The sequence below is a fragment of the Limosilactobacillus agrestis genome, assembly GCF_014145585.1.
Lineage (GTDB): Bacteria > Bacillota > Bacilli > Lactobacillales > Lactobacillaceae > Limosilactobacillus > Limosilactobacillus agrestis.
Genome location: NZ_JACIVF010000065.1, coordinates 40,055 through 53,883, shown reverse-complemented (window position 1 = coordinate 53,883; position 13,829 = coordinate 40,055). Strand labels below are relative to the sequence as shown.

At 37.8% G+C, this 13,829-nt stretch carries 14 protein-coding genes and 1 tRNA gene; 11 read left to right on the top strand and 4 right to left on the bottom strand.

The features are described 5' to 3' along the window. Window positions 1-43: 43 nt before the first annotated feature. The gene (locus tag H5R88_RS07415; protein WP_182577741.1) at window positions 44-1,693 is read left to right on the top strand and encodes a putative polysaccharide biosynthesis protein; all 1,650 of its coding nucleotides are present in this window, start codon (window positions 44-46) and stop codon (window positions 1,691-1,693) included. Window positions 1,694-1,756: 63 nt separating this feature from the next. Here the strand turns inward: H5R88_RS07415 and H5R88_RS07410 are convergent, their stop codons facing one another. Beyond that, window positions 1,757-2,617, bottom strand: a complete 861-nt coding sequence (locus tag H5R88_RS07410; RefSeq protein ID WP_182600665.1) for an NAD(P)H-hydrate dehydratase — start codon at window positions 2,615-2,617, stop codon at window positions 1,757-1,759. A gap of 88 nt (window positions 2,618-2,705) precedes the next feature. On the opposite strand from H5R88_RS07410, the gene pepV reads away from it, so the two are divergent. The 3 genes from pepV to H5R88_RS07395 all read left to right on the top strand — a co-directional run bounded on the left by pepV (window position 2,706) and on the right by H5R88_RS07395 (window position 5,813). Further along, window positions 2,706-4,109, top strand: a complete 1,404-nt coding sequence (gene pepV, locus H5R88_RS07405; RefSeq protein WP_182600664.1) for a dipeptidase PepV — start codon at window positions 2,706-2,708, stop codon at window positions 4,107-4,109. 25 nt (window positions 4,110-4,134) lie between these two features. Beyond that, entirely contained in the window at window positions 4,135-4,647 is a 513-nt protein-coding gene (locus tag H5R88_RS07400; protein WP_182600663.1) for a universal stress protein, read from the top strand. Between the two features lie 89 nt (window positions 4,648-4,736). Beyond that, entirely contained in the window at window positions 4,737-5,813 is a 1,077-nt protein-coding gene (locus H5R88_RS07395) for a glycoside hydrolase family 73 protein (RefSeq protein WP_182600662.1), read from the top strand. A 160-nt stretch (window positions 5,814-5,973) separates the two neighbouring features. Here the strand turns inward: H5R88_RS07395 and H5R88_RS07390 are convergent, their stop codons facing one another. Next, entirely contained in the window at window positions 5,974-6,606 is a 633-nt protein-coding gene (locus H5R88_RS07390) for a deoxynucleoside kinase (RefSeq protein WP_182577746.1), read from the bottom strand. Window positions 6,607-6,821: 215 nt separating this feature from the next. On the opposite strand from H5R88_RS07390, the gene H5R88_RS07385 reads away from it, so the two are divergent. From H5R88_RS07385 to H5R88_RS07355, 7 genes are all read left to right on the top strand, one after another. Continuing rightward, the gene (locus H5R88_RS07385; protein ID WP_182577747.1) at window positions 6,822-7,430 is read left to right on the top strand and encodes a hypothetical protein; all 609 of its coding nucleotides are present in this window, start codon (window positions 6,822-6,824) and stop codon (window positions 7,428-7,430) included. Between the two features lie 81 nt (window positions 7,431-7,511). Continuing rightward, on the top strand, window positions 7,512-8,528 hold the full coding sequence (gene rbsR, locus H5R88_RS07380) for a ribose utilization transcriptional repressor RbsR (protein WP_182577748.1): 1,017 nt from the start codon (window positions 7,512-7,514) through the stop codon (window positions 8,526-8,528). Window positions 8,529-8,585: 57 nt separating this feature from the next. Beyond that, window positions 8,586-9,509 carry a ribokinase gene (rbsK, locus tag H5R88_RS07375; RefSeq protein WP_182577749.1) on the top strand — a complete coding sequence of 308 codons (924 nt, stop codon included), beginning with the start codon at window positions 8,586-8,588 and terminating at the stop codon, window positions 9,507-9,509. 123 nt (window positions 9,510-9,632) lie between these two features. Further along, window positions 9,633-9,878 (top strand): hypothetical protein, encoded by a 246-nt coding sequence (locus tag H5R88_RS07370; protein WP_182577750.1) that lies wholly within the window; start codon window positions 9,633-9,635, stop codon window positions 9,876-9,878. Continuing rightward, window positions 9,862-10,539: a CPBP family intramembrane glutamic endopeptidase gene (locus H5R88_RS07365; protein ID WP_182600661.1), complete on the top strand. Its 678-nt coding sequence runs from the start codon at window positions 9,862-9,864 to the stop codon at window positions 10,537-10,539. Before H5R88_RS07370 ends, H5R88_RS07365 begins: the two co-directional genes overlap by 17 nt. Before the next feature lie 335 nt (window positions 10,540-10,874). Continuing rightward, complete coding sequence (locus H5R88_RS07360; protein ID WP_182577752.1) at window positions 10,875-11,153, top strand: heavy metal-binding domain-containing protein; 279 nt, start codon at window positions 10,875-10,877, stop codon at window positions 11,151-11,153. An 82-nt stretch (window positions 11,154-11,235) separates the two neighbouring features. Next, window positions 11,236-11,319, top strand: a tRNA-Leu gene (locus tag H5R88_RS07355). Between the two features lie 137 nt (window positions 11,320-11,456). On the opposite strand, the gene H5R88_RS07350 is transcribed toward H5R88_RS07355, so the two are convergent. Together H5R88_RS07350 and H5R88_RS07345 are read right to left on the bottom strand one after the other, a co-directional pair. Further along, window positions 11,457-12,545 carry a tyrosine-type recombinase/integrase gene (locus tag H5R88_RS07350; RefSeq protein WP_182600660.1) on the bottom strand — a complete coding sequence of 363 codons (1,089 nt, stop codon included), beginning with the start codon at window positions 12,543-12,545 and terminating at the stop codon, window positions 11,457-11,459. Between the two features lie 107 nt (window positions 12,546-12,652). Continuing rightward, window positions 12,653-13,648 carry an Abi family protein gene (locus tag H5R88_RS07345; protein ID WP_182600659.1) on the bottom strand — a complete coding sequence of 332 codons (996 nt, stop codon included), beginning with the start codon at window positions 13,646-13,648 and terminating at the stop codon, window positions 12,653-12,655. Window positions 13,649-13,829 lie beyond the last annotated feature (181 nt).

Sequence of the window (13,829 nt, the reverse complement as noted above, 5' to 3'; positions counted from 1 at the left end):
GTGTAAACTCGATTAAAATAAAAAGGTAGGATTGCAACAAATCATGGAAGAAAATAAAGTAAATGATTTGAGCAGCACCGCAGTTAAAAAAGATTCGCGAACAAAAATGATTACAGGATCAGCTTGGATGACAGCTGGTAGTATTACTTCGCGGATCTTAGGGGCGCTGTATATTATTCCGTGGGTTACATGGTTAGGAGCTTATAGTAATGAAGCGAATGCCTTATATGCTCAGGGTTACAATATTTATAATATGTTTTTAGTAATTGCAACGGCGGGTATTCCTTCTGCAATTTCTAAAATGGTCGCGCATTATAATGGAATAAACCAATATGGCGTTAGTCGTCGACTGTATCATTCTGGAATGTACGTTGCAATGGCAATGGGTGTAATTTGTACGACAGTGATGATGTTTGGGGCTCGTTTAATGGACAATGGAGATCCAAATATGATTCCCGTTATCCGCTCTTTAGCTTGGGCTATTTTGATTATTCCGGGGATGTCAATTACCCGTGGATTTTTACAAGGGTATAACTGGATGGCACCATCAGCAATTTCACAATTTGTTGAGCAGCTTTTCCGAGTTATTTATATGCTGGCGGCCACTTACTTCATTATGAAGATTCAAAATGGTAGTTGGGTTAGTGCTGTTTCCCAATCAACATTTGCGGCCTTTATCGGGGCAATTGGTGCAGTGATTGTCTTAGGAATTGCCTGGATACGTCACCAACGTGAAATGAATGACTTGGTGATACATGGGGAAGTGAACACTGAAGTTTCAACTCAAACATTAATTTTTAAGATTATTTATCAATCAATTCCGTTCATCATTATTGAATCGGGGGTAACGATTTTTCAATTAATTGACCAATATACTTTTAAGCGGATGATGCCATTAGTTGGTCACTTTACTAAATACCAGATGGATGTTACTTATGCCTTGTTTGCGTTCAATGCTAATAAGCTTTACATGATTGTTATTTCATTGGCTTCCGCATTAGCTGCAACGGTTATTCCGTTACTCGCGACAGCCCGAGCCCAGAACGATCAAGAGGATATGCGAAAACAGATTCAAAATGTTCTTTTGTTATTCTATTTCGTGATGATTCCAGCTGCTCTTGGATTGTCCGCGGTTGCTCAACAAATCTACACCGTCTTTTACCGTTATGATGCGGCAGGGGTTGTAGTACTGCAATTTGCGGCTTACATTTCGATTATGTTAGGCTTATATACTGTGGCCGCAGCAATGATGCAGGGAATTTCTGAGAATAAAAAAATGATGATGTTCTTAGCTATCGGAATTGTGATTAAATTTATCCTCCAGTTCCCATGTATTTGGATTTTTGAAGGATTAGGACCACTAGTTTCAACCGGGATTTCAATGTTTGTGATTAACTATTTAATCTTGCATTCCTTTAATATGGAATTCCACCTCCGTTTTGATAAGATGGCTCTCCCAACTAACCAGATTTTAGCTTACTCCTTAGTGATGTTTGCTGGGACGAAGATTGTAATGTTAATCATAAGTCATTTTGTTAGTCCATATGGGCGCTATACTGCTTTCTTCTCCTTGATTCCGGGAGTAATAGTCGGAGCAGGAATTTATCTCTATCTCTGCTTAAAGTCACGACTAGCTGATCAGCTATTGGGACCACGAGTAGCACGGTTACGAACAATTTTGCACATTAAATAATAATGCATACAAAAAGGTTCAGAGTGAGATTTTGCTCTGAACCTTTTTAATGTCCTTAAATCGTTAATTCAAAAATCCAATATGATGATCATCATCAAGCTTTTCCATCTTCTTCATGAAAGTTGGTAAAGCACGGCTAATCTGGTGGGGGAGGACGATATACTGGCTTTCGGCGATCTTTTCTGCAATCGCACTGTGCGCATAAACGGCAGCGAGGACAGCTTTATCTGCTTTATCATTAAATTCAGCGGTAAAGCCCCCAACCATTCCAGCAAGAGTGTCACCCATTCCACCAACTGCTTGGGCTGGAGTACCGATTGGCAATTGATATACTTGGTCATTAGTATAAATTTCCGTATGGTGCTTCTTTAAGACAACGGTAGCACCAAGTTTTTCTTGGGCTCTCTTGTTTTTATCTTCAGTTTGCTCCCCAATCTTGATTCCGGAAAGTCGTTGCCATTCCATTTCATGAGGAGTATAAATAATGTTCCCCTGTGGTTGTTCAAGCTTTTCCATTGCCATGAGGGTAATTGCAGATCCATCGATGATCACATTTTGTTTATCGGTTGTATGAGCAAAAATATTCTTCAAAATTCGTAAACTTGTTTCATCATTTCCAAGACCAGGCCCAACGACCACACTGGTAGCAGCTTGGGTAAGATCAGCGACTAATGCATCATCAGTAAAATCAGCGAACATTGCTTCTGGCAGTTGCGCATGGAGGGCACTAGCGTTGATTTCATCAGTGGCCGTTGTTACAAGCCCAGCACCAGCGCAGACGGCTGCGGTTGATGCCATGATGATTGCGCCACCAAAATTACGATTACCGCCAATAAGGGTAACTTTACCAAAAGTACCTTTGAAACTATTTTCAGGACGGGGAGTAATAACATCCTTTAAGATTTGGTCAGTAAGTTTTTTCACAGTTAAGACTCCTTATTATTTTATTTAATAGACAATTTAATGGTATCATTAAAATTAATCAAAGTAGAATATTTTGGAGGGATTAATATTGACTGATTGGATGAAAGCCGCAGAGGCACAAAAAGAAAACTATTTAAATGATCTTGTAGCATTAATGAAGATCCCCAGTGTCCGTGATGATTCGGCCGCAACCGATGAATACCCACTTGGCCCACGACCTGCTCAAGCGCTAAAGACATTTTTAGAGATGGCGGAACAAGATGGTTTTAAAGTAAAGAACATTGATAACGTTGTTGGGTATGCGGAATGGGGTGAAGGCGATGAAACACTTGCCATTTTAGCCCATCTTGACGTAATGCCTGCTGGTAAGGGTTGGGAAACAGATCCTTTTGATCCAGTTATCAAGGATGGTAACTTATATGGTCGTGGTGCTTCCGATGATAAGGGACCTGGTATGGCAGCTTACTATGCCTTGAAGTATTTGAAAGATCAAGGCGTAAAGTTTAACAAGAAAGTTCGCTTTATCGTTGGAACTGATGAAGAAAGTAACTGGACTGGAATGCATCGTTACTTTGAAGTTGAACCAGCCCCAACATTTGGCTTTTCACCAGATGCGGAATTTCCCGTAATTAACGGTGAAAAGGGTCAAGTATCACTCTTACTTGATGTACCTGCTGGTAACGGAGATGCTTCAACGCAACTAGTTAGTTTTGAATCTGGTTTACGTTTTAACATGGTACCGCGGGAAGCAGTTGCTCTCATTCGAACAGATAACCCTCAAGAAGTTACTAATGATTTTGGTCACTTTATCGAAGAAAACCCGGTTGAAGGTAATATTGAATCAACAGATAAAGGCCTTAAGATTACAGTTATCGGAAAGGCTGCTCATGGAATGGAACCTGAAAAGGGAATTAATGCAGCAACCTACCTTGCAAAGTTCTTAAATCAATATGATTTTGGCGGGGGAGCAAAGAGCTTCATTGAATTCTTAGCTGACTATCTTCATTTAGATACGCGGATGGATGGTTTTAATGGTGCTTACACTGATCCGGTAATGGGTGAATTAACCATGAATGCCGGAATCTTAAACTTTGATGCGGACAAGGGTGGTCACATTGACATGAACTTCCGCTTTCCTAAAGGCATGACCCCGGATAAGCTAGAGGATACTGTGAAGGCGATTGCCGATAAATTACAAATTAAAGTTACGCAAGGTCCATCGCAAGCTCCACATTATGTTGATCCAGATGATCCAATCGTTAAAACATTGATGCAGGCCTATATTGACCAGACTGGAGATACAGACGCAAAACCAGAGGTCGTTGGTGGAGGAACTTACGGTCGTTTGATGGAACGGGGCGTTGCATTTGGTGCTTTAATGCCACATACGCCAAATACAATGCATCAGGCTAATGAATATCAACCTATTAATGATTTAATCACATCGATGGCTATTTACATGGAAGCGATTAATAATCTCGTTACTGATTAAATTTGTGCTAAAATAAAGGCATAAGATGGAGGTGTCAAGAATGAGTTATCAAAATATTCTTGTTGGTGTTGATGGTTCAAAGCAAGCGGATATGGCTTTTGAGAAAGCGGTTGATACTGCTAAGACCAATGATGCTAAATTATACTTGTTAAGTATTATCAATGGTGAACGTTATCCAACTACTGGTCCTGGTGGATACGGCTTTGTTAGTCACAGCATTTATGATTCAGCAATTGAAACAATGCAAAAGAAATTAGCTGACTACAAGAAAAAAGCAGAAGCTGCTGGAATAAAAGATGTTGAAACGGATGTAAAAGTTGGTAATGCTAAGGTTGAACTTGCAGAACGTTATCCTAAAGAAAATGATATTGATTTAATCATTATTGGCGCAACCGGATTAAATGTTGTTGGACGGCTACTTGTTGGTTCAACGGCCGCTTATACTATTCGTGAAGCTCCATGTGACGTTACCGTTGTTAAGACAAACTTAAAGAATCAAAAGCTGGATATCAAGGAAACGACATATCCTGAAATGTAATGCCTAAAGACTAGGGGAAATTTCTTCTAGTCTTTTCTAGTTTAAAAATGCAAATTCATAATTTTCACGTATATATACTATAGGATATTATGAAGGAGTGTTTTATTGTGTTAAACCATCGTGCTATTACGAGTGCATTAATTGTTTTAACAAGCCTTAGTGGGCAGCCGATTAAAGCGGACGCTATTCAACAAGCACAATTTGATGCAAACGAAGACGTAAAGCGTGCAAAGCCGATTGATGAGGAGGCCTTAGTTAATCATGATGAAGAGTATGTTGATGCTTATTTAACAGAATATGAAAATGCCATTCAAGTAAGGGAAAATGACCAAAATAATGCTTTGACAGGTGTAAAAGAAAGACCTGAGCATGATAAAATTCAATCTTCAACTGAAATTTCTGCTGAACAAAGGCGACCGTTAGAAGAAAATAAGGAAGATGAGCAGACTTATCAACCTCAACAACCATCCGCAGTCCAAGCAAAGTTTATTAATCGAATAGCTCCAGCTGCTCAACAAATTGGTTGGGAACATGATTTGTATCCATCAATTATTATTGCACAAGCAGCTTTAGAGAGCGATTGGGGATGCAGTACATTAGGAAAAGCACCTAATAATAATCTTTTTGGTGTTAAGGGTTATTTTGCTTGTCAAACAGTTGCTCAACCCACGACTGAATATGACGAGCAAGGACATAAGTTTCAGGTTGTTAGTAATTTTCGACAGTATGCAAGTGAATATGAAGCATTAAGAGATTATGCTCAGACATTAGAAGCCCCACTTTATCAAGGAGTTCATCGTCAAAATACCAAAAATTATCGTGAAGCTACCCAAGCTCTTCGCGGACGATATGCAACGGATCCCGAGTATGATCGGAAGTTAAACCAGCTGATTGATACTTACCAACTTACTAAGTACGATGATCAAGTTAGCACCAGTAATGAAAAAGCTAATCTTCTTCCTATGACAGATAAGAAGGGTGAGAGTGAAACGATCCCAATTGTTGACAAACATTCCGTTCAAGCGAGAAAGAGCGATATTAATATTCCTCAATATGTTCCTTTGCTTGGGGGAGTGGGAACGGCCGGAATGATTGAAATTTTTCGTCGTTTGTTGAAGAAAAAGAAAAGAGTGGAAAATAACCCTCTCGACAAAGCGGTGGACTAAGCTAGAACGATGATTAGCATAGCACGGGCTGATCATCGTTCGTATTTAGGCCTGCGTCTTATGGCAACGCGAAGCTAGTTCCACGTTATCTTACAATTGTTCGTAAAAGCAGTTAAGGCTGAGAGAAAATAAAATTTTCTCCCAGCCTCTTATCAATTATTTATCTTAATGACTTTAACTGCTCGTCAATCATTGCTAAAACTGCATCAACATTTTTAGGATCTTCAAGGTCATAACGCTCCAAATCAATTTTCATTTTTGGACTAGCATCGTAATCCTTATACCATTGCTTGTAGGCACTCCACATCTTGTAATAGTAATCCTTTAACTCTGGATTAGTATCAATTTGCTCGTAGTCTCGCCCGCGCTTTTTAATTCGGTATAAGATGGTTTCAAAATCAGTTTCAGAATAAACCATTAGATCTGGTGCCCGCTTGGGTAACTGTTGTAGGTCACTCATCATATTGTCAAGAAGCTTTAAATATACTTCTAATTCAGTATCAGTGATGTTACCCTCGGCGTTATTTTCTCGTGTAAACAAGGCATCTTCGTAAATAGAACGGTCAAGCACGTTGTTATCATCGGTGAGTGCTTGCTTAATCATTGAGAAACGCTTGTTTAAAAAATAAATTTGGAGTAAAAAGCCGTACTGTTTTGGATTTTTATAATACAGTGGTAAAACTGGATTTTCTCCGACTGGTTCAAAAAATGCTTTTGTATGTAAGTGTTCGGCAATCTTCCCAGTTAAAGTTGTTTTACCGACACCAATCATCCCTGCTGTAATAATCACCATAATGGCCCCTCTTTACTTTTTTGTCACAAAAAATATCTTACTACAAAATATTGTGGAATGACACATCTAATTTTACAATATTTGGTGGTTTCCAGATTTAACTTATCATGGTAAAAGTTATCACATCTGCATTGTTAGCGATTATAATAAAAGTAGGGATGTGATTAAATTTTAAAAATCTAATCATGTGAAAAATTAATAGTAAGGAAGTAAAGATGAGAAGAGAAAGTGAAAGTGAGAATCGTGTTCAACTAACACTAGCCAAGCAACAAGGAACATTGATTGAAGTTCATAACTTACCAAATGATGATTATTTTAATGTCGGCTTTGTTGTTGCTCTTGACCCGGTATTTTGTTTGATGATCAGTATTGACTGGGATGGTAAAATTAACGGATTAATTGCTATTCGTATTAAGAGTATTCTTTATACGGAGCGTCATAGTGACTACTTAATGACGGTTTCTGAGAAGACTAAGGTTGCCCATGACCACAACTATTTTGATGTATGGGAAGTACAAAAATTTATCGATAACCATCCAGAAATTACCCAAGGGAACCTCTTATCGAATCTCCTCGATGATTCCTATGAAAACCGTCTCCCGGTTGTAATTGGTACTGAAAAGTATAAGGGAAGTGATGATTTTACAGGGATAATTACTGATCTCACGCCTATTAAGGTAACAATTCATTACTATAATGACCATGACCTATCTTCATTATGGGAATATGATATTTTGCGAGCTAAGATTGATTATCTCCGGGTTCGTGGTACCCAAATGGCAACCGGAAAGCAGATTTTTAATGATATTTTTAACGAAATGTAATTGCAATATGAGTTGAGATAGGTTAAATTAATTAAATATTATTAACTAGATAAAACTGTTTACTAAAGAGGTTGAACAGCCATGAAAAAGAAAATAACAATTCGTGATTTAGCAAAAGAAGCTGGTGTTTCTGTAACTACTGTTTCGCAAATTTTGAATAATAAAGGTGATCGGTTCAGTACGGCGACCCAGGAACGAGTTTTAGCGTTACGGGATAAATATAAATACGTCCCTGATTTCAATGCCCGGAACTTAATTTTAAAGAGTGCTAAGACAATTGGAGTACTAGTTCCTAATATTGCCAATCCGTTTTTTGGTACTTTTGTCGAGGGGGTGCAGAGTATTGCTCGTGAAGCAGAATTTATTCCGCTTGTCTTTAGTGCCAACCGTGACCCAAAGTTGGAAAAATATTATCTGTCACAGATGATTGAACGTTCTATTAGTGGATTAGTAATTGCTAGTGCAACGATGACTACTGAGACAATTAAAGAGGTCATTTCCTTTAATGAGATTCCTTATATCTTGTTTGATCAAAATCATACGCAAGAGGGTGATCGAGTACAAACGAACGATTACCTTGGTGGCCAAATTGCGGCTAAACACCTCGTTGAACTTGGTCACAAACATATTGCCGTTCTTACCTCTGATAATCCTACTGAAAACTTAAATCACCGAATGAATGGGTTTAAAAATATTATTAAAGAGAATAATCTAAGTTTAGCTCCTATTAACGATGTTATTCGGGCACCCTTGACGAAGGATGGCGGATATAAAGCAGCAAAAGATGTTTTAGCAACTGGTGCCTCTGCTGTTTTTGCGGCAAACGATGAGATGGCAATTGGCCTATTGCGAGGGTTACATGAATTAGACGTTAAGGTTCCCGAAGATATTTCTGTGATTGGTTATGATAACATCTACTGGGATGATTATGTTTATCCACGATTAACCACGGTGCAACAGCCCATTTTTGACCTCGGTGCTGGAGCTACTAAAATGCTCATTGAACAGATCAGTCATAGTAGTGCTGAAGCCCGTGTGCAAAACTTTCCAGTAAAATTAATTAAACGAGATAGTACAAGTTCCTATCGACCAAAATAATATGGTATGATGATGTTATCAATTTAGATGCCAATTGTTTAAGGAGGAAATAAACAAATGACAAATCATGTAACAATTGTAGGTAGTTTAAATGTTGATACAACGATGAAGGTTAAGCGGATGCCATTACCTGGGGAAACAATTGCCGCTTTAAGTAAAACTAATGCTGCCGGGGGAAAAGGTGCAAACCAAGCTGTTGCTGCTGCCCGTTCAGGTGCTGAAACAGCTTTTGTTGGTCAAGTCGGTGATGATGCTGGTGGTAAGATGATGATCAATGACCTTAAGAACAACAACGTCGGCACAACTGGGATCCATGTTGACGATCAAGCAGGTACTGGATCTGCAGCCATCTTACTTGATGAAAGTGGCCAAAACAGTATCTTAGTATACGGAGGAGCAAACCAACAATTAAGCGTGAAGGAAGTTGAAGATGCTCGCGATCAAATTGCTGCCGCCGATTTTGTCATTGCTCAATTTGAAACACCACAAGAAGCTACTTTACGGGCATTCCAAATTGCAAAGGAAAATGGTGTAAAGACAATCTTGAATCCTGCTCCTGCTCACGAAATTAATCCTGACTTATTGAAGTTAACTGACTTAATCATTCCAAATGAAACAGAAAGTGCTGCTTTAACAGGAATTATTATTACAGACGAAACTTCAATGCTTATGTCAGCCGCTAAGTTTGCTCAAATGGGTGTCCGTAATTTAATTATTACTGTTGGAGCAAAGGGTGCCTTCTACTGTACTCAAGATGGTTACAACTTCATTCCTGCCTTTAAGGTTAATGCTGTTGATACTACTGCCGCTGGTGATACATTCATTGGTGCTCTTTCATCCCAATTAAAGCCTGATATGAGCAACATCGAAAAGGCAATTGTTTACGCTCAACGGGCAAGTTCATTAGCTGTTCAAAAGCTTGGTGCATTACCATCAATTCCTACTTATGACGAAGTAGTTGCTGCATCAAAGAATAACTAGATTTAATTAAATACAGATAAAAATGGGAAGGCTGAGGAAAGCAAAACTTTTCTCAGCCTTTCTACCTTTTTCAGTAATCTTGCGCTTCACGTATCAATTTAGTAAACTGTTGAACAAATAATAATGGAGGTTTTCTTTGTGAAAGCAGAATTTATTCTTAAGGTGGTCATTCCGCCGTTTATCATCTTTGCGTTCTTAGTATGGTTGACTGCTGAAAATTATATTTCTGGTTGGGTGATGTATCTTCTCTGGGTAATTGGTTTCGTAGTTGCAAATATCATTGTGACAAAAATTTCTACCCGGTGGAGTATCCAACGAATGCGTGAGAAACGAGCAAAGGAAGAGAAAAATAATGATAAAAGTAATTAGACAGTGGACATCTAAGGTGATTTTAATTGCACTGATGCTAATTGCAATTGAAGTTCCCCCTATAGCAGTTAATTTTGCTTTACGTTATTCAAAAACTAATCAGCTTATCGTGGACGGATTTATGGCCTTATTCATCGGTTTAATGTTAGCGATTATTTGGTGGGCACACCGGACATATGAAGCTTATAACCAATTAGGGCAGCCGGCGGGAATAAAGGTTGGTTGGATTATCGGTGGGTACCTAGCGATTATTTTGGGAATGGATGTCCTTAGCTATCTCAATCAACTTATCTATCATCAAACTGAGACAGCAAACAATGCAGCCTTAGGAAGCATGCTTGGTCATAATGAAGTGATTACGATCGTATTTTGTTTTTCAGCAGTTGTCTTAAGTCCAATTGCTGAAGAATTTATTTTTCGTGGTACATTGACAAATATGTTTTTTAAGCGTGGTAACATCTGGCCTAAAGTTATTCTTTCAGGGACAGTATTCTCTACAGGTCATATGAGCACTAATCCCATTAGTTTCTTGATCTATGCTTATATGGGGATGGTCTTGGCCTATGTTTATTTGCGAACGGACGATATCCGAAACTCAATTGCAATTCATATGATTAATAATGCGATTGCGATGTATGTTCTCTTAGTTCAGGTTATCTAAAGTTAATTCTTGAGAACGCTTACAATAAATGATACAGTATAAGTGTGGAAAGATTAAAGTGGTGAGATCTCCTATATCAATTTAGCACCGATGAAATTAATAGTAGGCTAGAATCAACGTAAGTGTGACATGAAATTTTAAACTGAATATTTATGTAATAAGGTCACCAGGGTGCACTAGGTTGATGATATAAATGCAACTTTGCAGAAGTTAGAATCAAAAATGAATTAGTTCCTTAGCAAAGTAGCAGATTTTTCCGCAATAATAAAAGAGGCTGGAAATATTCTGGCCTCTTTGTTATTTTTAAATGGTAAAGATTTAAGGGAGGATTACAGATGTTTTTATCAACCGAGGGTTTTCCTCAAGCTCACCGCATTTTAGGGATTATTAATGCCACTAGTCATTTGGCGATGCCTACTGAAGCAATTGATTCGTTTGAGTCCATGGATCAATTATTTAGTGATGTTCAAGAAAAACTAAAACGGCGGGCCAGTGAAAAAGGTGCTGATGGTGTTGTTGGTGTTCGTTTTACTACGGATGTTGCTAATATGCAGGTTGCACCCAAATTTTTGGTTCTAACCGCATATGGAACGATGATTCAATTCGTTAAATAAGAGCGAATTAAGGATTACTAATAAAAATACTTGTAATTTCTGATGAGTTCGTTATACTTAATAATGTTACAAAATAGTTAGTGCCTCAGTGGCGGAATTGGCAGACGCGCAACGTTCAGGTCGTTGTATGGTTATCCATGTACAGGTTCGAATCCTGCCTGAGGCAATATAGAGAATTTGTGTAGTTTCGTGAAAAGCCCGTAACTCCTTTGATATTAAGGTGTTACGGGCTTTTTTTTGTATTTTTTGAAATGGTAAAAAATCGTATAAATTTGTAGGGTTGGCGCACAGATAACGCACAGGTTAAAGTAAGTCTAATGCCTGTAATATCTGTTTATCCGTTTTATCTTTATATTCATCGATCAAATAAGCATACACATTTGTGGTCGTGGAAATGTTACTATGTCCCAATCTTTTACTGATAGCGTATAGTTCTACTCCATTTGCTAATAGGAGAGCCACATGGCTATGTCTAAGGCTATGGAAGTGAAAGTTACGTCGATGAATATTAAGTTCGTCTAAGAGGCTTCTGAGCGTCTTATTTACTGCATTAGATGTGGGAATGGTCCCATATTGGTTTGTGAAGACCATCGTTGAGCTATTGTTTATTAAATGTTTAAGGCAGTCTAGTAGTTGATGGTTAACTTTAATGGTTCTGTTACTAGATTCGTTTTTAGTAGCTTTAAATGCTTTTTTACGCATATCCCATGACTTATTAATTGTGATAGTTTGATGGATCCAATCAATATCTTTCCAAGTTAGTGCTTGAATTTCTGATAACCGCATCCCAGTGTAAATTGCTGTGAGAATCATATAGCGACTAGTAAAACCAGGTCGATGGTCGATATCCTTAAGGGTTAGCCCTTTGAGACGTTTAATTTCACTGAGATTAAGATAGTCTACTTTGAGTGTGCGATCCTTATTAGCGTTCAAGGTAACACGTTGTGTAAAATCTTTAATCAGGTAATCATCTAAAATTGCTGACTTAACGCAAGCACGAATTATTGAATTAACTTTTTTAACAGTTGCAGGCGCATGGTCTTTACCATAGTCATTAATAAATTGTTGGTATTGACTACGCCTAATCTGTTTAATTGGTTGCTGTTTAAAGTATTTCTTTAGGGCGTTGCCAGTGAGTGTGTAGCGCGATAACGTAATATCAGCAAGGTTGTCCTGTTTATACGTTTCTACCCAGCGATCGTAATATTCACTTAAACTAATTTCTTTGTTAATGACTATCCCAGAGTTAAGTTGGTCTTCTTGTTTGATGGCCCATTGGCGAGCTAATGCTTTTGTCGAAAAACCACTCTTGGATTTTGAATGACGTTTTTCTCCATCACGCCAGGCTATTCTAGCAAACCAATTCCCGTTGCGTTTTCTTATTTCAGCCATACTTGTCCCTCCATTATTAAATTGTGTATAATGAAAGGGTTGATACCACACGCCAATGTTTTATCAACCCTTGGTCCACTGACAGTTGCAGCTGTCGGTGGGCTTTTTTAGTTGCAAAGAATTTCTTTATAATTTAACGGAAAGTGCATATCTTGTAATAGTGCCGAATAATTAACGGCATTAAAACTATCTTTATAATCGATAAGTAAGTTTTCAATATCATTAGTTAAGCGTTTAAAATTCTTTTTCGGAAGGACGGCCTTCATTGCAATTATAAGTTCAAAAACACCAGCTTGGCTCCTTAAAGCAACATTATTAACGTTAGCCGCAGATTTAATTTCTCCTAAATGAGGAGTACGATATACTACTTTTGAATAAGTGATTTCCCCATGTGCAACTGCATTTCGAAAAATATTGACCATTTGATTTATACCCATAATGGCATCAGGCGTAATTGCAGATTGATTAGAAGCATTATATGAAATACATTTAGTATGGCGAAAATCATTTGCAATTGCTAATTGAATATCTTCTGTACAATTTGTGTAAAAATAATTCAATTCACCAAAGGTTAAAAAGTTAACAAGAACCCAAAGAGGAACGTGACCGTGTCTGTTAACATAATGCTTTATAGCATTCTTACCACCGCGATCAGAATATTTTTTTATTGTACTTGACAGGGAACTTATAGTACCAACAACTGATGAAACGTGTTGAGCATCTCTAGAAAAATTATCTATTGCTAAATATGCATGTTCTTCTGGATGGTGTTCAGAAAAACGATAAGCTATTTCCGCACCTAACATAGTTTCATATTTAAGTAATGAGCGGTAAAGAATTGCTCGTAATTCAAAGTCAAAATCATATAAAGATCTAATTTCATCAAAAGAAGCATCGTCTTTATAAACTTCTGGATGAATAATTTCACCATTGGAATCTCTAGCTAAAAACATCCACTTATAACCGTTAATTAATGAATAGTATCCTATTTGCTCTAATGAACGTTTTGCCTTAGCATGAGCATCATCAAGCCCACGCTTTCTAAGAATTGATAATTGTTGATTTAATGTTTTAAATGGTTTTGAATTATTAGTATCTGCCAAAATATCACCTTCTAAAAAAACAAAAACCTCAGAACTATGCAAATGCACAGAACTGAGGTTTTGCTAGTCCAACACCTACTCCTAGGGCCCTTTGGACTTGATCTGTACATTCATTATCACAGATAATGATGAGTATGTCAATAGACATACTAAATTGTATTAATTTAAATAGCTTTTTACG